Genomic DNA, 22,451 nt, shown 5'->3' with positions numbered 1-22,451 from the left:
GAGAACGTCCGCTGTCAGTAGATCAGCGAGCGGCACTGCATCTCAAAGCTCGATCCACGTCGTGGTGTGACAGCCTACGATGTCTTCCTTGTTGCGGAATGAAATAGCAGCCGTCGGACATGCGGCTACGCATTCTTCGGCAGATTTCACCAGCGCTTCGTCGAAGCTGTGATCGAACGGTACGCGAATCTCCAGGTCGAATCCGCGCCCGATGAACGCGAGACCGATATCCTCGCCGTGCTTTTCGGCAATCGCCACGCATAGACCGCAGCGGATGCACTTGCCCGGCTCGAACATCACATTCCCTTTGCCGATGATTCGGAAATCGCGCTCCTCGGTGGTGTTGTACTTGCGCTTCTCTGCGCCGTAGAAAGAGGACCATTTCCGTAGTCCGCACGACACGCGCTTCCGGCAATCGCAGTGCAGGCAACGTCCCGCTTCCTTCCGCAAATCGACACGCGGTCCGTCGATAGTGGCAACCGGCATGGATTCTTTGTTTTCGTTGTGCACCCGCAAATTCTCGAGCTCGAACTTCTCCATCTTTCCGATCTTGCTCTCGAACAACTCCGGTTCGGCGGGGCCCTCGATACTGTTCAGATACTTGTCCACCCAAACCGCCGCGGTCTTTCCATTGCCAACCGCGCGTACATTCAGCTTGTGCTCCTTCGCCTCGAATATCTTCCCGCCCGGCTTGCCAACGCCGTTACACGCGAGTATTACCGCGTCGAATTCCGCCTGAATGTCGGCCAACTCGCCATTCACTTCCTGCCCGTAGCGGAACTCCACACCCAGGCGCCGCACATTCTCAATCTCGGCGTCGAGCACTTCTTTCGGCAACTCTTCTTCCGTGAGCTTGCGCAACTTGCCGCCCGCCACAGCCTCCTTCTCGAAGAGCACCACGGCGTGGCCCCTTTTACGGAGCACCCACGCCGCCGCCATCCCCGCCATGCCACCACCGACGATTGCAATCCGCCGCCCTGTATCCGGCGGACACTCCAACAACTCGGGATTCTCTTTACGCGCCTTCTCCGCAACATTCCTGTGAAGGAAACGTATTTCCATGGTCTGGTCGTACGATTTGCGCCTGCACGGGTTTTCGCACGGGGCCGGGCACACGTGTCCGAGCGTGCCCGGAAACACGAGTCCGTTGGTGACCGTGTATGCCGCGGCATCGAAATCGCCTTCGTAGATTTGCCGCATCATCACCGGAATGTTCATCGAAGCGGGGCACGTGTGCGTGCAAGGAGCCTCACAGTCGCCGATGTGTTCACTGATGATGAGTTCCAGCACTTCCTTGCGCGAAGAGCAAACGTCTCCCGTGTCGGTCTCGACCGTCATGCCGTCCTGAACCAACGACGAACAGGAAGGCAGCAACTGCCCGGTCTTCGTGTTCCGCACCACGCACAACATGCACGAGTTCATCGCGCGCACGCCTTCCCAATAACACAGCGTGGGGATATCGATTTCCAGCGAGCGCGCCGCCTGAAGGATGGTGGTGCCGGGGGCTACCTCAATGCTGCGGTTATTGATGACTATTGTGGGCACAGAGCCTTCTCCCGTTGCTCTTTCGTGCGCGAACCCGCCTTGATCGCGTCCACCGGGCACGCAACCAGGCACGCGTCGCATCGCGTACACGTATCCAATTGAATGAAGTGCATTTTGAACGGCGCTGTATCGATGCAGTCGACCGGACACACCTGCGCACACTTCGTGCACCCAATGCAGTTGTCCTCGACCCAGTAGTCAATCAGGGCTTTGCACTTGCCCGCGGGGCAGTACCCCTTCACGTGCGCCTCGAACTCTTCCTTGAAATACTTCAATGCGGTAAGCACCGGATTTGGAGCCGTCTTGCCGAGACCGCACAGGCTCTGGTCCTTCACCACGCGACTCAACTGCTCCAACAAGTCCAAATCGCTGGCCTGTCCCTTTCCCATGGTCAGGCGCGTGAGCATCTCTTTCAGTCGCATCGTTCCAATGCGGCACGGCGAACACTTCCCGCACGACTCATGTTGCGTGAACGACAGGAAGTAACGGCACATTTCGACGATACAGTCCGAGTCGTCCAAGACGACCATGCCTCCGGACCCCATCATAGCTCCCGCTTGCGACAGGGCCTCGTAGTCTACGGGCGTATCGCCCATCGATGCGGGGATGCAACCGCCCGAAGGCCCGCCCACGAGGATTGCCTTAAACTTCCGTCCGTTGGCAATTCCACCGCCAATGCCGTTCACGATCTCATTGATGGTGATCCCCATTGGCACTTCGATTAGTCCGCCATGCCGGATCTTGCCCGCCAGCGAGAAGACTTTGGTCCCCTTGCTGCGTTCGGTGCCCAACGCGGCAAACTTCGACGCTCCATTGCGAACAATCCACGGGATCATCGAAAGCGTTTCGGTGTTGTTGATTAGCGTGGGACACCCGTGCAGCCCGCACTGCGCCGGATACGGCGGCCGTATCGTCGGCATTCCCCGCTTGCCTTCCAGCGACGCGATCAGCGCCGTCTCTTCTCCGCAGACGAACGCGCCGGCGCCTTCCTTCACATGCAGCCGGAGTGACTTCCCGCTTCCCAGGATGTTGTCTCCCAACAGCCCCGCTGCCTCGCATTCGAGAATGGAACTGCGCATGCGTTTCGTCGCCAGTGGATACTCGGCGCGAATGTACAGATACCCTTCATCTGCGCCCACGGCAAGCGACGCAATGATCATCCCTTCAAGCACTCGGTAGGAGTACGACTCCAAAATCATCCGGTCCATGAACGCGCCAGGATCGCCTTCGTCCCCGTTGCAGATGATGTACTTCTTGTCGCCCGGAGCGTCATGCACAAACTGAAGCTTTTTGCCCGTGGGGAAACCTGCTCCGCCGCGACCGCGCAAACCACTTGCCGTAATCTCATCGATGATCTGCTGCTGGGTCCACGGAGTTCCGGATGGAGGCTCGCCATGACCGTTCCCGCGATGGAACGTCATCAAAGCACGTCCGTTCGCTTTTCCGAACAGACACTTCTCCACCGCCATAAACCCGCCCCGGCGCAAGTACTCACCCAGATCGCCAGGATTTAGATCTCCTCGGTGTTCCGTCGCAATGTGATACTGTCCACCCAAGAAAGTGGAGACCACGTCTTCCCGAATTTCACCTTCGTGACGTTCGAGTATTTCACCGTCGTCCACGCCGCCGTACAGGTGCTCTGTCCATCGCAGTAATGATGATTGCACCCAACGGAAGGGATTGCGCGGCTTGAAGTGCCGCGCGACAATCGCGGACACATCTTCTTCTTTAACCTTCGTGTACAGTGTCGGCTTCTTGTTCGGCTCGATTACTTCGATAACAGGCACCGAATGGCACATATGCACACAGCTCACGTGCTTAATCGGTACGTCCGATTCGATTTCTGCCAGCGCGCGCTGAATGGCCAACTCGATGCGATCGGTTCCGCTCGCCACGCAGCAGGAGTCCAAACCGATCCGGATCTCCGCTCCGGTCTCTTTAACCTCGCGCTTCTTTTCGCCGTTCTGGCGCGACTCTTCCGCCTGCCTCTTCTCGAAATCGAGCAGGACACTGGGAATCGTCTCCGAACTCACATGGGCATACGTTACCCCGTCGATCTGCATCGCGGGCGCAAGCGAGCAGCATCCCAGGCACGCGACCTTGCGAATTGTGTATCTTCCGTCCGGGTCGGTGTCCTTCCCCTTCTCCATGCCCAGCTCAAGATTCATCGCTTCGTGCACGTCTTCCGCGCCCTTGACGTGACACGCGGTTCCGTCGCACAGGCTGACAACGTGCTTGCCGACCGGGTCTCGGCGGAATTGCGAGTAGAACGTCGCGACGCCTTCGATACTGGCCGGTGTAATCTCCGTCAGTTCGCATACGCGCATCAGCGCGGGCGTCGGCAAGTAGCGATACTTCGACTGAATCGCCTGAAGAATCGGAATCACAGCTTCCGGTCCGCGTCCGTTCTCCTCTACGATCCGGTCAATCTCGGCGAGTTCGATGTCCGCCGCTATCGTGGCTGTCTCATGCATTGGCCTTCTGCTCTATACAATACAAGTGTTTCTGTGTACGCACGTACATGCGCCCGTCCATAAACGCGGGAGTCGCAAATACCTGTTCGCCCATATCGCGCGTAGCGATCAATTCAAACGTGGAACTCGCCTTGACGATGTACATCTTCCCCCCGGTATCCGCTACGTAGATGCGGTCGCCCACCAACACCGGCGAGGAATAGAATCCGTCCGACATATCTTCTGACCAGAGTTTCTCTCCGGTCTTTGCGTTGAGACAGACCAGCGTCCCTCCGCTCGTGCCGAAGTAAAAGCGCTCTCCATCACCCACGGGGCTCGCAACTTCCGGCAAGTACTCGTCATACTCCCAGAGCACCTTCGGTTCTATCGCGTCGCCTGGCTTCTCCAGTTGGATCGCAGTAGCGACCGCGTATTCGTTCGCCGCGAAGACAATCCCGTTCTTGTAACACGGAGACGGCGCGACTTCTCCGCTCAGACATACCTGACTCCACAACTGTGTGCCCGTAATCGGGTCATACGCGTCCACCGTCTCCTCGGAATTCAGTATAAGTTGCGGGCCAAAATCCGTCTGTGCAAGAATCGGCGAGGCCCACGAAATCGTTGAGCGCTTCGCCATCCACAACTGCTTCCCGGTGGCCACATCAAGCGCCATCAGCTTCGGATCGACCTTCTGATCGAGCTGCACGTACAAGAACTTGTCGTACGCCAACAACGACGACGAATGTCCATAGTGGTTCTGCGGCACGCCGACGTTGATTCCCCATAAACGGTTCCCATCAAGGTCGTACGCGACCAAGTCCCCTTCGGCGAAGATTGCGAACACACGTCCGCCATGAGCGACCATGCTCGGCGCGGCGTAACCCGTGTCTTCGCTCACTTTCGGCGGCGCTTGCGATCCGCCCGGCAGATCCTCAACCGTCTTCGACCACAGAACCTTTCCCTCGTTGATATCGAAGCAGTAGATCTCCCGCTTGTCCTTGTCCGCACCCGATACAAACAACTTGTTTTCCCAGATCACCGGCGAATTTGCGCCAGGCAGCGGTATCTCCACTTTCCAACGCACCCCGCTCCCCGTCGCTATGTCCCAATCCACCGGCGCCGTCGTGAAATGCGCTGTCGCCAACGAGCCTGGTCCCCGGAAACTCGGCCAGTTCTTTTCCATCGAATCCCACGTAGGAAGCGCGATCTCCGCTTTCGCGACTTGTATAGGTTCTTTTCCATCGCCCGCTTTCGCGGCATCGCCTCCCTCTGGCGCAACGCTAGCGTTCGCGTTCTTCATCACGAGGCTTTCCGTCAGCAGCGCGGAAGCCATGCCTAACGCCAAGATCCCTACCCCGGCCCACGTTATCAATTGCCGTGACTGTGCAAACGCGAGAAATTCCTTGTCCGCAGTCGGCGTTTCGTCCAGCTTGGGCAGCTCGCGCTTCCAGCGAAACGCTCCCTTGAAGGAGATCATGAATATTGAAACACCGATGAATAGCAAAACGGCCCCGGTACGCAGATGATGCTGGCTCGTGAAGAACGCTTTGCGATTCAACAAGTCGAGATCGCGGATGCGCTGCGCCAACGCATCGTCTTTCTCGGGAAGCGACGCGTATTCCTGGCGCATCTGCGTTATCAACAGATTGTCGATCGGGTCAATGTTTCGAATCTGCACGTAGTTGAAAATGAGCAGTAGAAATACGATCAGAGAAAACAACCCCGATACTACGGCTACCGCACTTGACAACCGCCACAAAAAATCGTTGGTCTCGAATTCTTTCTTTTCCAGCATGGCTCAACTTCGTTTCGGTAAGGGTTCAACTGGACAGTACGGGTAACAGCGCCCGCAACTGAAACAGGTCTCTTTGTTGGGCGTATAGATGTCGCGCTTCGGCGCGGTGGAAAGACCGATCAACTTCAGACAGATAATCAGCGCGAGAAACCCGCCAAACCACGCGCCGCCGGTCTTAAAGTACTCGCGAATCTGTACCGCTTGTGCGTTCAATTCATCGACGGTCTGCTTGCCCGCGCGAAACGTTCGTGTTTCCAGCGTATCCGTCGTCAGCTTTCCAATGTTCTCGGCGGCAATACGCTCGCTCAGCGCCACCTTTGGATGCATCCGCGAAAGAGGCTCGTAGGAAAGGTATCCCAGCGTCGCGCCAACCGCAATGATCAGCGGCGAAACATACACCAGTCTGCGGATTCTCCGCTTCCCGGCTTCCGGATCGCCCACAAGATGCGATGGGATCGGCATGTTGATCGCATTGTAAGGACACGAATTCTCGCACAACCTGCATTTCACACACGGCGATGGCGGAATATCGAGGTGCCACTTGGAAAAGCGCGACATCCATCCCAGCATGATCCCGTAGGGACACAAGAACCGGCAATACGGCCGAGCCACAAAAATCCCCAACGTCAGAATCGCGCCACCCGCGAGGAGCATCCCAAAGCTATGCCCCATTCGGTAGATCCCGACAAACGGATCCCAACGGCAGATGAAGAACCCCGAACCGGTGGCAACGCCCAGCACAGCGAGACCCAAGTAGACGTACCGACCCAAGCCCAGCGTGCGGTCCAGCGCAGGTGAAATACGTATCGGTGCTATCGCCACCAACTCTTGAATTGCTCCCAGCGGACACACCGACGCGCAAAACACCCGGCCAAAGAATAACGAGAACAGCAGCGGCATCACGAAGAACGAAAGCACCGCAACCGATACACCCACGTCGGGCAAAAACACGGCAGCCATCACGTTTTGCGTGGACCCCACGGGGCAGATACACCCCGTGCGATAAAAACCGAAATAGGCCAGCGAGAAGATACTGATAATGAACAGGCCCCGCCGTGACCGCGCTTTGAACACCATCCACGTTGTCACCGACAACGCGATGAATAATATGATCGCGTCCCGGGTCCCGTTGCTGCTCACCGGAGCCGGCGAGTTCAGATCGGGGATCTTGTAGTCCGTCTGAAAGTCCGGCGGCGGAAAGCGCATCTCTGCCGCGACGCTCAGCATCGCGGGCAGAAGAAACAGTCCTACGACCAATAATGACCTAACTGTTTTCACTACGCGGACCCAGTGTAGTTTGCGGTGGATTGGGGTCGGACGACGGCTGCGACTTTGTCGTGCTTACGTCGCCCGTCAGATAGATGTACGGCTGTAACTTCGGCACGCGCTTGAACGAATCGGACGGACAGGCCTTTGCTATCGAACACTCATTGCAGTTGATGCAGATGTCCTGGCGGATTTGCAGGTAGAACGAGGCATTGCCAAAGACCAGACACGCCTTCACGCACTTCGCGCATCCAATGCACTTCTCTTCTTCAATTACGTATTCGTAGTACGGGTCTTCGATGTAGGTCCGCTTGATGGCCGCGGTCGGGCACAGCTCGTTCTCCGCCCCCGTGTCGCGGCCTCTCGACCCCGGCTGCAGATATCCAAAGCAAAGGTCGCAATATCCGCAAATGTTGAACTGATTCATGCACTTCACGGCAGAGGGATTCAGCACGCAGTGCGTGGAACAGCGGCCGCACTGCGTACACTTGTTCGGGTCTAACTGCCAGACCATTTCCTCGCCCTTGTCGCCAACGGCCGCGTAGGCTCCACCGACGAATGCAGCGGCTGCGGCGCCTCGCATGAAGTCGCGCCGATCGATTCCGTGTCCTTCACTCATTCGTCGTCTCCTTCTTTTCAGGCAGCGCGCACCCGTCATATGCCCAGCACGAAGCGCAATGGTTCTCGCTGATGCATTCGCTCACGGTCTTCTTGCCGTGAAGCGCGGCTATCGCCACGCCCAGAATACCCGCCAGCATTCCCCCTCTTCCGAGGGCCTGCAGAAAATCATGTCGGCTGATGTGTTGCGGGAACATGTGCAGTCTCCTTGAGTGCAAACACCCGAATCGCCTTCCGTTGGCCATCCAACACAAGCAGACGATTCTTCGTATCGACAACGAGGTCCCGGAGCGATTGTTCCTGTGGAAACAACTTGGAACCCGCAACCAGCCCTTCAAACGCGCCTGACGTGACCTCGAACGATTTCACGCGAACCAAACCCTTCTCGCAGGTGTACAACTCTCCCTTGCCGTCGAAGGCAATATGCGTCGGATTGCAGCAGCCCGGAAACCCCTCCAGTTTCAATGAAGGCCGGTACCACGACGTTACCAGGCTGCCGTCCTTTCGATACTGCTCCAGGCCGAGCTTGCCTGGATTCACCACCCACACGTCACCGTCTGGATTGATTGCCAGGTCAAGATACGGACTCGGCACTTCGAGCCCGGGAATGTCCCGTGCAGGATCCTTCTCTCCGATTCGCGCTTGAACGACACCTTCGCGATTGAACCGGTAAACCACTCGCTTGCCAGCGTCGGCGACGTACACGTCCTCGCCGTGAACCGCTATCGACGTGATATAACTCCGATCGGCAAAGTCTTTCGCCCACTCCGCCTTCGCAGCGCCACTCGCATCCAATACATGCACCTTGTTGCGGATGCCGGCGTATACAACGCCGTCCGGAGCCACCGCAATGCAATTCGGCGTTCCCGGAAGTGCGTAGCGGGCAATCTCGGCATCATTTCCATCAAACACAAGCACTGCGTCTTGCGCCCCGACGTACAACTTGTCCTGCGCAACCGCTAGCGCGCGCGGATTTTCCACATTAGGAACGATCGGTGTCTTCTCGTCGTAGTTGGTCTCGATTTTGTCGAGGTCTTCGAACTCCTGGATGTCGTACACCGTGTTCGCGCCGGGCTCCGGAAAATCACTCGTTCCGAGCAGCACAAAGTACGCCACCCCAATCGCCGGTATGGCGACCGCCGCTATCCACGTGTGTTTCAGTTGTCGAACCGGTTCTTTCATCTCGCGCTCAGTCTTCTCTTACGAGGCTGCACCCAACTCGACGCAGGCCAATGTGTTCATATCACGCAACAACAACCGGGATCCCGCCAATGCAAGCGGGCCCCATGCGTCGTGTCCCTTCAGCACTGGAGCCTGCGCCAGTTGCACATACTCCTGCTTCGTTGCGTCGGCCATTGTCAGTTCGCCGTCGTCTCCCAAAATGAAGAACTTATTGTCGGCAACCATAAACGGGCCTAACCCGAAGCGATTGTCCTGCCCGCTCGACCAGACCAGCGTGCCGTCCGGCTTGTAGCATACAAACTGCCCCTTCAACGCACCCGCGTCTTTCGGCATGATGCCGTACAGAAGTCCGTTGAGAAAGATGGGGGTCTGCTGCTCGCACGAGAGCACTTGGTCTGGCGGCTTGTCGTAGACCACGTTCACGCTCATCGTGTCGCCGGTCTTCGCCAATTTCAGCAACCGGCTTCCGCGTCCGTATCCTGCCGTCGCGAAGATCTCGTCTTCTCCCACCTTCACGGGGGACGGGGCAACGACCTTCGCGTCCCACGGAATCTCCCAAAGCAGCTTGCCTGCCTTGTCTGGCGCACCCGATACTCCAGCCATGCCGCCTAACGCGCCGTACACGTACATCTTCTCACCCAGCAACGTCATCGGCACGATTGACGAATGCGACATGTTCCATCCGTGCGGATTCGGCGTCTTCCACACCACCTCGCCCGTGGCACAATCCACGGCCATCATCAATACGTCCTTCCCGCACGGAGCCAGGATCACCTTGTTGTCTTCGATAATCGGACACTGCCCCGTATACCACAACGGCTCGGTGGTCCCGTAATCCTGCTGAAGATCGATCCCCCACCGAAAATCGCCCGTCGCCGTGTCCAAACAGACAACCTGACATTTCGGCCCCATAACAACGAGATAGTCTTTGGTCACGGCTGGAATTGTTCGCGACATGCCGTGATTGCGCTTAATATTGATTCCGTACGAACGCCGCCAAATCTCCCGTCCGTCGTCCAACGAAAAGCACCGAATCGCGTCCATCCGCTTTTCGACGTCATAGTCCATCAAGAACACGCGCCCATCCAGCACGACCGGGGCCGCATAGCCGTCGCCCACCGGAGTGCTCCAAACCACCTTGGGTCCTTCGGCGCCCCATGTCTCCGCCAGTTTAGGAGCGTCTTGAACGATATTGCTTGAATCCGGACCGCGAAAGTTGGTCCACGCCCCGCCCAGTTGCGAAGGCTGGCCGTCGAACGTCTCAAACACCCCCGCCAGATTGATCTTCGCAGCCTTGACGGTACCTGGCGCCGGCGCCCCATCTTTGCCCGGGATCTGCGCCTCCAATGCGCGAGTCGGGTTGCTCGAAAGCCAGACAACAATGGTCACCAGGGAGACAATCGAACAGAATGCGGTCGTTGCGCCGATTACGGCGCGGCTGGTGCGTGGATTGCTGCCCACTGTAGCGAGGTTTATCCTCAAGGACATCATGTAGCGGCTAGCTCCATGCCCGACAAATTCTGGGCAACGATAACCGGGCAGGCACAACCGAAGGATGTCGGCCGCGTAATGCGTGGGCGGCCCAAAGGAGACCTGACATCGGCACAAATCGGAAACAAAAGCTGCACGTCTCATATTCCCAAACGTACGCCCGTCGGGAATGGTTCACTTGCCGCGAACCGCAGCCTGTAGAATTGCTTAACCTGTCCGAAAACCGCAACTTACGCAACATACTTTCCAGATACGAACGAGCGGTCGCTACTCCGATCGCGATCAGCGCGCCAATTGACCGCTCAGCACCTCCTTAAGCCTATCCTCAAACGCCCCGCGTGTGCAATTCGACCCCGCTCACCTGCCCCCCTCCGCAAGCAAGGCCGTTTTGATGTCCGCACCTTCATTCACGGCCTTGTGAAGTCCCCGATTCAGTTCCGACAACTCGGCATCCGATGCCGACGCTAGCCGTTCCAAAATCAAACACAGCATCGGCTCAGGTGGACCACCCGCGTTAAACTCACGATACGTCACGTACGTCAGTTTCCAACCGTTGTTGGTCCCTGCCACCCCTTTGTCGTGCGGCCGCTTCGCATCGCTTATGAATTCCATGGTTTTGGAGGCGGTCTCAAGCGCCTGAGTTGATGCCGCAACCAATGCCTGCGCCGCAAAACCAACCGTGTTGACCGCTTTCTGAAGGGACTGCTCCGAAGGGTCGACGCTCCCCGACAGCGGCGTCAGCCAAATGACCGCTGTATCCACCGGATGCTCCGCCCCCAAACCAACAAGGTCGACGTGACACTCGAAGTCTTCCAGCGGCTGAACAAAGGACACGAACTGCCTTCCGAGGATCTCCGCCGTACCCGCAGGACGGTAACCCGCAGCCTCCACCGTCTTCACCGACTCACCCAATGTCGCAGCCGGGTCGGGTCGGTGATGGTTCCGATAATCTCGCCACCCCAGGAAGGTCAAACCGCCGGCTATCAACAGAATAACGGTCGCGATTTCGAACCACTTCTGCCTCGTTATGCGCTGCTGGTGCTCCGGTGTCGGCAACGGGATCGAGCCGGATTCGGGAACCCTGAATTGTTCTGCCATGTCGCCTCTCGACCAATATCGTCCTGCGCTCACATCGCGGCCGAGTCGCAAGACAGCCTGCTTACACCGAAGCCCAGTATCAACCCGACTTCAGAATCAATCAACACTCCCGCGCTCCAAAAGACTCCCGGTGCTCCAACTCGCTGTCTCGCGCTTCCCGCCAACAAGACAAACCCTTGCCGTTCCCGCTATCCTATTGCCTGGTCGCGCCGGACGTTTAGCCGGCGCTGTGAAGGAGCCGATGGAAGTGCGCAAACTCTTGCCCATCATCTGCCGAGTATCGTTCGCGATCTCGCTGATCTCGACCATCTACCTGCTGTTCATCTTCGGACACACCGAGGTCGCCCCACTCAGCCATGTCATAGCGGCAGCCACAGTCGCGGCTGTCAGCGCACTCGTAGGCGGCATTCTACAATGGGCAGGTATTCCGTCCGCCCCTCAGACCGCACCCCGCAAGAAGGCCCACAAATAGCGCACCCTCGCATTCAATTCGGGCACCCACAGGAAAACGGCCCCCGATGGTCGAGGGCCGTCTGATTCACTCTGCTAACCGATCGCTGCGCGATTCTTACAACAAGGGCGCGCACGCGCACGAACTGGTCGGCTTCGTCTTCACATCCTTCCACGCAATCTCGAGTCTCTTGGCATACGTTGCTGCCTCATCATCCTTGCCCTGTGCGGCCAGCGCCTGCTTCAACCCCAGCAACGACCATCCATTTCCAGGATGCTCCACCTGGTCTTCCCGATAGAGTTTCTCGGCGCGCGCATAATCGCCGGATTCCATCAACAGCGCGCCCATCGCATGCCGCACGGGAATCATCCAACCGGGCGGCTCGTCGTACAGCAGCTTGTCCTCAGCCGCAATACCGCGCTCCAGGGCTGCCCACGCGTCATCCAGGCGTCCCTCGCGATACGCAAGTTCGCCTTCTAGCATCGCGCGGCCAATTGGCAACACGTCGTGTACGCGGTTTGCGAAGATCCACCACTCGCCTGGCACATTCTTGAGTTGCGCGTCAAACCGCTTAATCTCTTTCCGCGCCTCCTTTGTGCGGCCCAACGCCGAGAAGGCAACTCCCCGCGTGTAATGGTGCATCGCAAGCATGACGGGGCGTTTGGCAGGCGGTTTCGGCTCCTTCAAGATGTCTTCCCATTTCCCAAACCGGATCATGACGTGTAGCGTCGTCGGAATTATACCTTCGATGACCGGCGCGAACTGATCGAGCGCCGCATCGGGTACCGCCTTCTCAAGCCGGCGTGCCGCGGCCAATGCCTCCTCATATTGCCCTTCCATCATCGCCGCAAACGCAAGGAAATGCAGGTTGTGCGCGTGATATATGTAGTAGAAGCCAACGTCCGTACCGACTGCGAAAAACGCGTCGTCCGCTTTCACCGCAAATTCATTCGCCGTCACCGCATTGTCGTACTGACCCACGCGCGCAAACAGGTGCGACGGCATATGCACCAGGTGTCCCGCCGCTGGCACGCGATCGCGCAGCGCCTCCGCCGCCGCCAACGCACGCGCCGGATACGGCCCCGCCTCCATCGCATGGATGTACAGATGGCAAGCTTGCGGATGATCGGCATTCAGGCGCAACGCATCCTCCAGGACGCGCACAATCACTTCGCAATTCGCCTTGGGTTGCAGCTCCGGCGTCCAGTAATCCCACGGCTGCAGGTTCATCAACGACTCGACGTAAAGCACAGCAACGTCCGGACTGCTTCCGTGCTCTGCGTACACCTGTTTCATGGCTTCCGCATACGCCTCGTCATACGGGCGCTGTTTCTCGGGTTTGGGCCACGCGGTCCGCGTCGCCACGGCCCGCACCAACGCCTGCTCGATCGGCGCTTCGTTATCCAGCAACGAAAGCGCGCGTTGTGAAGCCTCGTAGCCTTCCTTCCATTGGTCTTCCGTCACCTCAGGCCGGTTGATGTGCATGCCGTTGGCATAGGCGATTCCCCACCACGGCATTGCAGCATCACAATCGAGCGCCGCCGCCTCCCGGAAACTGCGAATGGCCTCGCCGTGATTGAACCCGTACAGCAACATCAACCCTTGGTTGAACCACTGTTGCGCCTCTTTCGACGATGTCGTGATGGGAAACCGATAGACCGTCAGACCATCCACCAACTTCGAACCCGACTCACCTGGTTTCGGCCAAGACTCTTCGGCACGTGCAGACACAATCACCGAGCACAACGTGATTGCCAACGCACGCAGGCCAATTCGGCGAAATCGTGTAACTGAAGATACGTTTACTACACTGGAAGTCGACACTGCAGATCGTATGTGCATCGTGTACACCTCTCCCGTGGTAGATACAGACCAGCCCTCATCCCTTGCAGCTTCACATTGTGGGCAACAGCCTCGCTCCGGCGATTATTTCCCCACACGTTGCACGGTTAGTGTGTAAATCGCGATTATGCGCACAATACAACCGCGATTATTGATTCACAGGGAGTTACGCTTCCTCAATTGTCCACTCCCGCATGCCGACTAGTTCCTGATGTCTTAGGTCTTAGGTCTTAAGTCTTAAGTCTTAGGTCTTAGGTCTTAGATCTGAGGTCTGGGATCTGGGGTCTGAGATCCGAGATCCGAGATCTGAGATCTGAGATCTGAGATCTGTGGTCCGGAGTCTTCGAACTTAGTACTTCGGACTCTTTCTCTTCTCTCCGGTCTCAAATCTCAAATTTGATTTCAAATTTCAGATCACCTCTCTCGATTCTCGAGTCTCGAATCCAAAATCCAAAATCTAAAATCTGAAATCCAAAATACCTCACATCTCCCACCCCGCCCGATACTCCCGCGTCAGTAACCCGTTTGCATCTTCGTTGTTGGTAATCCTCGCGCTCGCCGAATCCCACAAAAGCCGCCGCCCGCCTAGACGCAACGACACAGCCGCAAGATTCATCGCATCACAAATCGGAACCGCCAACCGGAAATCGCCAAACGTCGGCGGCCCACCCTTGAATGCCTTGACCAAAGCGGCGACTCGGTCTTTTCGCTTCTGATCATTGTCATCGCTCTCAGTAGACTGAGGCGCTTTATTCGCCGCTTCATACGCGCGCATTTTCGACTCAGGAAGCAGCCGCGCCATCTCGCAGCGAAAATCTCCGAGTATCATCCCCGTATCGCCGACGAGCAACATCCCCTCGGACTGCAACTCTCCGCCGTCGGCCATCAATTCATCTGGCACGCGTGGACGAATCCCCCCGTCATACCAGAAGATATCGATGGGACCGCGTTCCCCCTTCGCCGCGAACCGCATGCGAACGGTGCACGCAGTGGGAAATGAATAGTCGTTATCGATCCGGCGACAGACCTGATCCGCGACCGCGCACACATGCGTCGGCGTTGACTCCACGCTATACGGGGAATCCAAATCGAAGTGCTGAAAGAACGGCCACAAACTATAGTGTCCCATATCGGCGATAGCCCCGCCGCCAAACTCATACCAGCCGCGGAAATTCGTGTGCGTGTAGTTCGGATGATACGGACGATCCAACGACGGCCCCAGCCACAGCGTCCAATCAAACCCCTCCGGCACCGGCGGCGTGTCCGCAGGTATCGTCGCAAACTGCGGCCACATCGGACGGCTCGACCAATTGTGAATCTCGCGCAACGTACCGATAGCGCCGTTCTTGACCATGTCGAACACCGGCTGCTGACGCGCCCCGTTGCTCGCGGGCAGGAAATGAGTCGCGATATCCATCGCGCCCGCGGTTTCGATGACCTTCCTCGCTTCCAGCAACCGATTGCCGATGGGCTTGTGCATCACCACATGCTTCCCCTTCTTCAGCGCCGCCAAAGCGACCGTGGCATGCAGATGATCCGGCGTCATCACCTTCACCGCGTCGAGGTCCTTTTCCTTCTCCAGCAACTCGCGAAAATCGACGTACGTGGCACATCCCTTGTACCGCTTCTTGCCGCGCTGCTGCGCGTAATACGTCTCGACGACCTCCTTGCCCACGTCACGTCCGCCAGGAGGAAAGTCCTGCCCCTCGCGCCACGCCGGGTTCTTCAGAAGCATACGAATGTTGTTGCGGACCTCGCCCTTGTCCCACTCCAGATAATGCGCGCCATCCTTCTCCACGTCGCATACGGCCACAACCTGAATTTCCGGACTGGCGAGGATCATGCCGATTTCGCGAATCGCCTGTGTGCCAAACCCGATGCACGCCAGCGTGAGCTTCTCGCTCGGCGCTACATACCCGCGCCCTCCCAACACATGCCGCGGAACAATCGACACCGCCGCAACCGCCGCCCCACCATCCTTCAGAAACTGCCGCCGCGAAACGGTAGCCTGCGGTGCCTTAGCCGACGTACTCTTAGCATCCGAATTCGACGCATGGGTAGACATATCGCGCCTCCAAAGTGAATTGCATGCCATTGCGCACAAACAGGAAGGTTTCCAAAAGAAAACTCCTTCGACTTCGCTCCGGCCACACATGGACCTTAAGCGTCAGAAGCATTCTATTCCGATGGCAGGGGACTTGTAACCCCACAATCCTGCACAACGTCCATCTCGTCCATCTCGTCCACATCACCTCCGCGCCGAAGGCGCAAAACATAACAGCCTAGGGCAAAATCCTCCGAAGGAGGACGACGCCCTAAGCATATGGCACACGACCAAACTCTACTATCGCGTTGACTCGTTCACTTTTCCTTCGCGATTGCGGCATCCCGCGCGGCGATCAGTTTGTTAATCTCCTCATCGGCCGGGCGTATCTCGAAAGGACCCACCTTCACCCCGGGGTGCTTCGACATCAACGCGATTGCGTGGTTCAGGTCGCGGGCCTCCAACAGAAGGATGCCGCCAAGCGTTTCCTTGGTCTCCGCATACGGACCATCGGACACCTCGACCTTTCCGTTCTTCATCCGCAACGTGACGGCATTGCGGACCGTATCGAGGGCCTCGCCCCCGATGAAATGTCCGCCGCGTCGCAGTTCGTCGTCATACGCAAAGCACTCTTCCATCATGCGTTGCGCCTCGTCAGGCGGGACCTTGGCAAACTCCTTCTCATCGATGAACCCTAGACAGACATATTTCATGGCACATTTCCTCCTATGGTAAGTGACCCGGACTTTCTCGGCGTTGCAGCTTCGCCTTCACCCCATAGTCGAACGGGCCGCGCGGGAATCGACATCATCGGCAACTTTTTCTACGAACCGTCCAAAACCGTTAACTCACCTACGCGTGCCGCCAGAAAGCGTCTCTCGGGCTTCTGTTTGGATAGCTCGAGCGCCCTCCGGTATGCCGACAGTGCTTCGGCCGTTCTACCGGCCCGCCGGAGGAATTCGCCGCGCGCCGAGTGGGCGAAGGGATACTCGCCGAGTTCCCCTCTGCCGAGAATGCGATCAATGATCTCCAGCCCCGCCTCGGGACCGTCTCGCATCCCCACTGCAACGCCCCGATTGAGTTCAACAATCGGAGACGAATCGATTCGGAGCAGAACGGTGTACAACATCACAATCTGGTTCCAGTCCGTTTGCGCCAAGGAAGCGGCTTCGGCGTGAATGGCCGAAATGGCGGCTTGCAGCGTGTACGCGCCGAACCGCCGCGACCGAAGCGCGTGTTCGACCAGCGCCGTGCCCTCGGATATTAGTTTGCGGTTCCAACGGGACCGGTCCTGGTCTTCAAGCAGGACGATTTCGCCATCCTCGGAAACGCGCGCCCCCCTTCGCGACTCGTGCAGCAGCATCAATGCCAGTAGCCCCTGGACTTCAGGATCGGGAAACAGTTCGAGCAGCAGACGGCCCAGACGGATCGCCTCCGCCGTTAGGTCGACCCGTATCAGTGACTCGCCCTGCGACGCCGCGTACCCTTCATTGAACACGAGATAGATGGTTGCCAACACGGCATCGAGCCGTACGGGGAGATCTTGAAGAGACGGAACGACAAATGGAATCCCGGCATCCCGAATCTTCGCTTTGCCGCGCACGATCCGCTGCGCCATCGCCGCCTTCGACGTCAGGAAGGCGCGGGCGATTTCCTCCGTCGTCAGGCCACAGACTTCGCGAAGCGTCAACGGTACCTGCAACTTCGGGTCAATCGCAGGATGACAACATGTAAAGATCAGGCGCAATCGATCGTCTTCAATTTCTGCCTCCGCTCGGTTGGCGTTTTCGTCGGCCACTTCATACAACCGCGAGATGATTTCAGGTTGAAGCTCGTCAAAGCGCCCCCGCCGGCGCAGCAAATCGATCGCTTTGAATCGCCCTGTCGAAACCAGCCACGTCCGCGGATTTGCCGGGACCCCGTTGTGCTGCCAATGCTCCACAGCGGCCGCGAACGCCTCATGCATGGCGTCATCCGCAAGATCGAAGTCATTGAGCAACCGGACCAACGTGGCGAACACGCGGCGAGAATCGGACCGATACAGAGCGTCAATTTGATCATGGATGGGGATTGAGATATCCGGCATCATATCCACCGTCTTACAACGAAAGACAAACGCTGCCGGTCCCTATGAAAAGCAAAACCGCGTCGACATTTGCCTTCGCAACTAGTAACGGGATTATACGTAGAGAGACTGGTCGGGGCGACTGAGTTTGAACCGGAGGCCCCCTGCTCCCAAAGTGCCTCGGGCGTTCTGCCACGAGTTGCCGAAAAAGTCAGCTTATCCCAAATCCAGTGTGCGAATTGCGGAATTGCAGTACGGCTGATTGACAGCCAACAACCCCGAGCTTCACGGGGTGCAATTGTGGGCCAATAATCGATAGCTGTAAGCACCGCGTTGACACGCCTGGGAAGTGCATCGATAATGGCCAAGGATACCTTTGCGATAACAAAGGTCAAGTTCATGTGGAGAATTGCGGTTAAGAAGGCTTGATCTCCAATGTCACGTGAAGTTCGTGGAGAGATCCGCACAAGCGTCGCAGGGCGCCGCTGGTCGCGTTGGATTCGTGGTCGGCAAGATTTGCTTATCCTTGTCTTGTTTCTGATGCCCGTGCTGGGAACGTGGGCCTTCATCGAGTTGGCCGATGAGGTTGTGGAAGGAGAGACCCAGCGAATTGACGAGCACGTCCTGCGTCTCTTGCGGAACCCGGAGGAGCCTGCCGATCCACTGGGTCCGCCGTGGTTCGAGGAGATCGGGCGGGATTTGAGCGCGTTGGGCGGCGTCGCCGTGCTGACCCTCGTAACAGTTTTTGTGGCGGGATTCCTTGCGATGCGACGCCGGTGGGGCGCGCTTTTCTTCCTCCTTGGGTCCACGCTGAGCGGGTTGGCTCTGAGCACCGTGCTGAAGTACTTCTTTGACCGGCCGCGCCCCGACGTCGTTCCTCACCTCTCTCACGCGGCGTTGGCAAGTTTCCCCAGCGGTCACTCGATGCTCTCGGCAATTGTCTACCTCGCGCTCGGGACACTTCTGGCGCGTCTCGTTCTGGAGCTGCGGCTCAAGCTCTACATCTTGGGAATGGCGCTCACGCTGACTTTTCTCGTGGGCGCCAGCCGCGTCTATGCCGGCGTGCATTATCCCAGCGATGTGCTGGCCGGGTGGACGGCCGGTCTGGTCTGGGCCATGCTCTGCTGGCTCGCCGCCCGCTATCTGCAGGAACGTGGGTCCGTCGAGAAGCCGGACTAAGAACCTATCTCAATCCCCCTTCCAGAGGATAGGCGCCGCACCTAAACTCGCATCGACTGTGCTGCGGTGGCGGCTACAAGGTTTGGATAATTACGCTACCTCAGGGTGAGGTTTAAGGTGATGGCGCGTCTGTCCTATGGATATCTTTCTAAGCATGCGTCTGTGCCATCATTTCACCCATCACTAAATCCGTGATTCGGTATGCGGCGTCCGGCCGCGCAATCCGGCGGGCGGCTTCCCGCATGCACGCGAGCCGTTCCGGATTCTTGAGCAACTGCTCCACCTTGAACACCATATGTGCGGCTGTATGCGCCCAAACGCCGACGCCTTGTTCAAGCAGATATGTCGCGTTGCGCTCTTCCTGTCCGGGGATCGGTTTGAATACCACCATTGGCAGGCCTAACGCGAGACACTCGCTCGTCGTGAGACCGCCGCTCTTGGCAACCGCGAAATCGCTCGCCGCCATGAGCTCGTGCATATTCGTCACGAAACCAAAGGGCAGTATCTTCCCCGGATACCGCGATGCCACCCGCTCCAACTGGGCGTGAAGCCGTTGGTTCTTGCCTGCCACCGCCAGCAACTGGATGTCCGGAATGCGTTCCGCCAACAGCCCCACGACTTCGTCGGCCCGCATCATGCCGAAACCACCCGCCGAGATCAGTACCGTTGAGGACGCCGGCCTCAGCCCCAGCCGTTGCCTCATCGCGGAAGGCTCCGGAAGCCTCCGAGTGAAAACGGGAAGGATTGGAATGCCGGTCACGTGAACTTTAGCCCCTGGAGTGCCCCTCAACCGCATCGCATCCGCCATTTCCTCCGTGGCCACGAAGTAGTGGTCGACGCCTTCCTGCACCCACATGGCATGAATGTCGTAATCTGTCAGCGCCACCCCCACACGGACCGCCAACTTCCTCTTTCGCCGTGCCGCGCCAAACACCTCGGCGGGCAAGAAATGAGTGCACACAATTGCATCGGGCGCAAAGTCCTGCACCGCTTTTCGAAGTCTTCCCGCATTTAGCCGGTCGAATAGGGTCACGAGACGGGTCGTCGAACTGTGCGGCGGACGTTCCTCCAGCCGCCCATAGATCATGCCCCACACGGAAGGAAGCGATTTGATGAGCTTCTCATAGCCATCGGAAAACCCCTTACGATACGCCGCGTTCGTGTACTCCAGCGCATCAAGGTGGGCAATCTCCACCTGCGGATACCGCTCCCGAAAGGCCTCCTCCAGGGCCTGAGCTGCTCGGAGATGCCCCGCCCCAGCTGTCACCGATAGAATCAAGACCTTCTTTGGAGTACCCATTGGAAACCTCCCTTACTGCGAGGATGACACCGTCTATGATCGGAAGCCGCACCCTACGGTTCTGCGGCTTCGATTACCCAATTCTAATAACATGATAGCGCAACACGGGCGCACATTGGACATTCACTGTTTGCGCCACACCAACGCAACCATGCTTGCGCAGCAGGGCAGCGCCCAAAACAGACACATACGCAGATCGAGCAATGAATACGCGGCGGGGCAAGGATTACAGGGATTTGATAAATGGTCGGGGCGACTGGATTTGAACCAGCGGCCCCCTGCTCCCAAAACGTCCCGGACGTTTTGCCACAAATGGCAGGAAAGCGTAAGCGACTATCAACTCAACAACTTACGTCAACGGGAATTTGCCACGAATTGCCGAAAGAGTCGAGTTTTCCCACAAAATGTTACACCGCTCTGTGTCTGACTAATTGATTTCAGGAGGCGAAGAGAAGCTTCGGTGTCGAGTTGAATGCGCTGGTGCTCATTGCCTTGGTTATGATGCCCGAAGGGTTGCCACTTGTATACGAAGTCTTCTCGCAACTTCATCCGCATTTATAGCATCCAAAGTGAGGCTTAAGTTCCTTTCAACAGATGTCCATTTCCGGCGGCGCAGTCAGTGTCGCTATCTACGACTATAGGGTTGAGGTCTGAAGCACGGGCATTTTGCCATTGGACCTCAGCTTGATTGCCTCTTGCGTCGGCATTCATCGCGCCCTTGGAATCCGCTTATTGCCCAAGTCTTCTACAGGAAAGTCATCATCGAGGCATGGAGACGTGGAAAGATTAAGATGCAAGAACTGACGAAAGCCGCAGGACAGCCGGCGCCGGAATTCGATTGCTGTAAAGGAGAAGTATTGGTTCATTTTTGCCCCGCTCCGGGGACCGTTCATAAGGCAAAAGGTAGCCCAAAAGCAAAGCTAGAGTCTCAGCTAGAGTCCCTGGACGTGGTCGAGGCATTCGCGCCGGATACTGCCATTGAGATGCTCAAGGTAACCATTTTGCCACGGACATCTTCGGGCCGTGATGGCCTCCTCGATTCCCATGGCCTCAACGACGACACTAAACACACTACTGAAAGGCAGTCCCTTGCCCCAGATTAGAAACCGCGGAGCGGACTCACAGGTGAGCGCTTCCCGAACCTGCTGGGCCGTCCAAGCAGCCGTTGGATGGTCGGTGACGTTGAAATGGATGACCCTCCTGGATATGTGGCTCATAACAATGAATGTGAATAGCACCCGGAATCGCGTGGTGGGCACAACCAGAAAATCCGCCGCAACCGTCTCGCACATGTGGTTCTTTATGAACGTCTTCCAGGTTTGTGACGGCTATTGGGGACAATCTCGACGAATTATCTATGACACACTTCGTTCGGAAATCTCCAGGCCGAGTTTGCGTAATTCTCCGTGAATTCTCGGCGCGCCCCATACCGGATTGGCATTACACAATTTGACGACGAGCGCCATCGTGGCTGGGTGTATGGAGCGCCTTCCCGGCATACAGCCCCGGCACATGCGTCGCCAGAACAACTCGAACTTCTTCCGATGCCAGCGAACTACACTGAGGGGCTGGACGATTAGGAGTGATCTTTCCAGGACGACCAAAGCATAGAGAGCACAACCCAGAACAGCCGCCCCCATCGCCTGAGTCGGATTCGTTTCTGACGTCGTTTCAGGACGGGGAGCTGCTGTCGGAGAACAAGGTTTGCGGTCGTCACGTATGCGACAAGGCTAAGTGACCGAAAAGTCTGAGAGACCCGGCAAACGAAAACGATGTTCACGTGAACCCCAGATCCTGGATCATGCGAAATGCGTGTAGCTCAGGGCAGTACGCGGCACGAAAATTTGCGATCGATAGGAGTGCTGTCTCCCGCCACGTGGCATTCGGACATATACCACCGTGAGGTCCCTCGCGGCTTCAAGGGCCGCCTTGACGACATCTTGTATCGCGAGTCACATCTTCGCGTCGTCCGAGCACCGCCTCGGCACCATATCAGTCGGGCTTTCCATATCCACGGGCGCGTACCACGCAGAACGCGAGCAGCGCACCCGAGAGTGCGCAGGTCAGCGAGGGGTCGCAATACGCCGGAGAGGCGCCGACGCCATTAGGGGAACGCGACGAC

General features: G+C 57.7%; 17 protein-coding genes. 2 read left to right on the top strand and 15 right to left on the bottom strand.

Translation table 11 applies throughout. The features are described from left to right. Positions 1–42 precede the first annotated feature (42 nt). The 9 genes from K1Y02_05220 to K1Y02_05180 all read right to left on the bottom strand — a co-directional run bounded on the left by K1Y02_05220 (position 43) and on the right by K1Y02_05180 (position 11,448). Positions 43–1,545, bottom strand: a complete 1,503-nt coding sequence (locus K1Y02_05220; GenBank protein ID MBX7255739.1) for an FAD-dependent oxidoreductase — start codon at positions 1,543–1,545, stop codon at positions 43–45. Beyond that, on the bottom strand, positions 1,533–4,019 hold the full coding sequence (nuoE, locus tag K1Y02_05215) for an NADH-quinone oxidoreductase subunit NuoE (protein MBX7255738.1): 2,487 nt from the start codon (positions 4,017–4,019) through the stop codon (positions 1,533–1,535). The genes K1Y02_05220 and nuoE overlap by 13 nt, the downstream gene beginning before the upstream one ends. Continuing rightward, positions 4,012–5,793 carry a PQQ-binding-like beta-propeller repeat protein gene (locus K1Y02_05210; GenBank protein ID MBX7255737.1) on the bottom strand — a complete coding sequence of 594 codons (1,782 nt, stop codon included), beginning with the start codon at positions 5,791–5,793 and terminating at the stop codon, positions 4,012–4,014. Before K1Y02_05210 ends, nuoE begins: the two co-directional genes overlap by 8 nt. A gap of 3 nt (positions 5,794–5,796) precedes the next feature. Then, positions 5,797–7,071: a 4Fe-4S binding protein gene (locus tag K1Y02_05205; GenBank protein ID MBX7255736.1), complete on the bottom strand. Its 1,275-nt coding sequence runs from the start codon at positions 7,069–7,071 to the stop codon at positions 5,797–5,799. Then, positions 7,058–7,678: a ferredoxin gene (locus K1Y02_05200; protein ID MBX7255735.1), complete on the bottom strand. Its 621-nt coding sequence runs from the start codon at positions 7,676–7,678 to the stop codon at positions 7,058–7,060. Before K1Y02_05200 ends, K1Y02_05205 begins: the two co-directional genes overlap by 14 nt. Continuing rightward, positions 7,671–7,874, bottom strand: a complete 204-nt coding sequence (locus tag K1Y02_05195; protein ID MBX7255734.1) for a hypothetical protein — start codon at positions 7,872–7,874, stop codon at positions 7,671–7,673. Before K1Y02_05195 ends, K1Y02_05200 begins: the two co-directional genes overlap by 8 nt. Beyond that, positions 7,846–8,859 (bottom strand): hypothetical protein, encoded by a 1,014-nt coding sequence (locus K1Y02_05190; protein ID MBX7255733.1) that lies wholly within the window; start codon positions 8,857–8,859, stop codon positions 7,846–7,848. The genes K1Y02_05195 and K1Y02_05190 overlap by 29 nt, the downstream gene beginning before the upstream one ends. Before the next feature lie 18 nt (positions 8,860–8,877). Beyond that, positions 8,878–10,350, bottom strand: coding sequence for a PQQ-like beta-propeller repeat protein (locus K1Y02_05185; GenBank protein MBX7255732.1), 1,473 nt, complete (start codon positions 10,348–10,350; stop codon positions 8,878–8,880). Positions 10,351–10,707: 357 nt separating this feature from the next. Then, positions 10,708–11,448 carry a hypothetical protein gene (locus K1Y02_05180; GenBank protein MBX7255731.1) on the bottom strand — a complete coding sequence of 247 codons (741 nt, stop codon included), beginning with the start codon at positions 11,446–11,448 and terminating at the stop codon, positions 10,708–10,710. Positions 11,449–11,695: 247 nt separating this feature from the next. On the opposite strand from K1Y02_05180, the gene K1Y02_05175 reads away from it, so the two are divergent. Further along, positions 11,696–11,920, top strand: coding sequence for a hypothetical protein (locus K1Y02_05175; protein MBX7255730.1), 225 nt, complete (start codon positions 11,696–11,698; stop codon positions 11,918–11,920). A gap of 96 nt (positions 11,921–12,016) precedes the next feature. Here the strand turns inward: K1Y02_05175 and K1Y02_05170 are convergent, their stop codons facing one another. The 4 genes from K1Y02_05170 to K1Y02_05155 all read right to left on the bottom strand — a co-directional run bounded on the left by K1Y02_05170 (position 12,017) and on the right by K1Y02_05155 (position 17,871). Beyond that, positions 12,017–13,741: a hypothetical protein gene (locus K1Y02_05170; GenBank protein ID MBX7255729.1), complete on the bottom strand. Its 1,725-nt coding sequence runs from the start codon at positions 13,739–13,741 to the stop codon at positions 12,017–12,019. Positions 13,742–14,222: 481 nt separating this feature from the next. After that, the gene (locus tag K1Y02_05165) at positions 14,223–15,806 is read right to left on the bottom strand and encodes a Gfo/Idh/MocA family oxidoreductase (GenBank protein ID MBX7255728.1); all 1,584 of its coding nucleotides are present in this window, start codon (positions 15,804–15,806) and stop codon (positions 14,223–14,225) included. Between the two features lie 296 nt (positions 15,807–16,102). Then, positions 16,103–16,498, bottom strand: a complete 396-nt coding sequence (locus tag K1Y02_05160) for a YciI family protein (protein ID MBX7255727.1) — start codon at positions 16,496–16,498, stop codon at positions 16,103–16,105. Positions 16,499–16,608: 110 nt separating this feature from the next. Next, positions 16,609–17,871, bottom strand: a complete 1,263-nt coding sequence (locus tag K1Y02_05155; GenBank protein ID MBX7255726.1) for an RNA polymerase sigma factor — start codon at positions 17,869–17,871, stop codon at positions 16,609–16,611. Between the two features lie 414 nt (positions 17,872–18,285). On the opposite strand from K1Y02_05155, the gene K1Y02_05150 reads away from it, so the two are divergent. After that, positions 18,286–19,029, top strand: a complete 744-nt coding sequence (locus K1Y02_05150) for a phosphatase PAP2 family protein (protein ID MBX7255725.1) — start codon at positions 18,286–18,288, stop codon at positions 19,027–19,029. 148 nt (positions 19,030–19,177) lie between these two features. On the opposite strand, the gene K1Y02_05145 is transcribed toward K1Y02_05150, so the two are convergent. Both K1Y02_05145 and K1Y02_05140 read right to left on the bottom strand, forming a co-directional pair. Beyond that, positions 19,178–20,329, bottom strand: coding sequence for a glycosyltransferase (locus K1Y02_05145; protein MBX7255724.1), 1,152 nt, complete (start codon positions 20,327–20,329; stop codon positions 19,178–19,180). 932 nt (positions 20,330–21,261) lie between these two features. Beyond that, on the bottom strand, positions 21,262–21,621 hold the full coding sequence (locus K1Y02_05140) for a transposase (protein MBX7255723.1): 360 nt from the start codon (positions 21,619–21,621) through the stop codon (positions 21,262–21,264). Positions 21,622–22,451: the final 830 nt, after the last annotated feature.

The sequence above is a fragment of the Candidatus Hydrogenedentota bacterium genome (assembly GCA_019695095.1).
GTDB lineage: Bacteria > Hydrogenedentota > Hydrogenedentia > Hydrogenedentales > SLHB01 > JAIBAQ01.
The sequence above is the reverse complement of the archived record's forward strand: the minus strand, read 5'-3'. Positions and strand labels throughout refer to the sequence as shown.

Excerpts from the sequence above, each read along its gene's own strand:
- nuoE (MBX7255738.1), bottom strand. The coding sequence starts at position 4,019 with ATGCATGAGACAGCCACGATAGCGGCGGACATCGAACTCGCCGAGATT.
- K1Y02_05210 (MBX7255737.1), bottom strand. The coding sequence starts at position 5,793 with ATGCTGGAAAAGAAAGAATTCGAGACCAACGATTTTTTGTGGCGGTTG.
- K1Y02_05200 (MBX7255735.1), bottom strand. The coding sequence starts at position 7,678 with ATGAGTGAAGGACACGGAATCGATCGGCGCGACTTCATGCGAGGCGCC.
- K1Y02_05195 (MBX7255734.1), bottom strand. The coding sequence starts at position 7,874 with ATGTTCCCGCAACACATCAGCCGACATGATTTTCTGCAGGCCCTCGGA.
- K1Y02_05190 (MBX7255733.1), bottom strand. The coding sequence starts at position 8,859 with ATGAAAGAACCGGTTCGACAACTGAAACACACGTGGATAGCGGCGGTC.
- K1Y02_05185 (MBX7255732.1), bottom strand. The coding sequence starts at position 10,350 with ATGATGTCCTTGAGGATAAACCTCGCTACAGTGGGCAGCAATCCACGC.
- K1Y02_05180 (MBX7255731.1), bottom strand. The coding sequence starts at position 11,448 with ATGGCAGAACAATTCAGGGTTCCCGAATCCGGCTCGATCCCGTTGCCG.
- K1Y02_05170 (MBX7255729.1), bottom strand. The coding sequence starts at position 13,741 with ATGCACATACGATCTGCAGTGTCGACTTCCAGTGTAGTAAACGTATCT.
- K1Y02_05165 (MBX7255728.1), bottom strand. The coding sequence starts at position 15,806 with ATGTCTACCCATGCGTCGAATTCGGATGCTAAGAGTACGTCGGCTAAG.
- K1Y02_05160 (MBX7255727.1), bottom strand. The coding sequence starts at position 16,498 with ATGAAATATGTCTGTCTAGGGTTCATCGATGAGAAGGAGTTTGCCAAG.
- K1Y02_05155 (MBX7255726.1), bottom strand. The coding sequence starts at position 17,871 with ATGCCGGATATCTCAATCCCCATCCATGATCAAATTGACGCTCTGTAT.
- K1Y02_05150 (MBX7255725.1), top strand. The coding sequence starts at position 18,286 with ATGTCACGTGAAGTTCGTGGAGAGATCCGCACAAGCGTCGCAGGGCGC.
- K1Y02_05145 (MBX7255724.1), bottom strand. The coding sequence starts at position 20,329 with ATGGGTACTCCAAAGAAGGTCTTGATTCTATCGGTGACAGCTGGGGCG.
- K1Y02_05140 (MBX7255723.1), bottom strand. The coding sequence starts at position 21,621 with ATGTGCGAGACGGTTGCGGCGGATTTTCTGGTTGTGCCCACCACGCGA.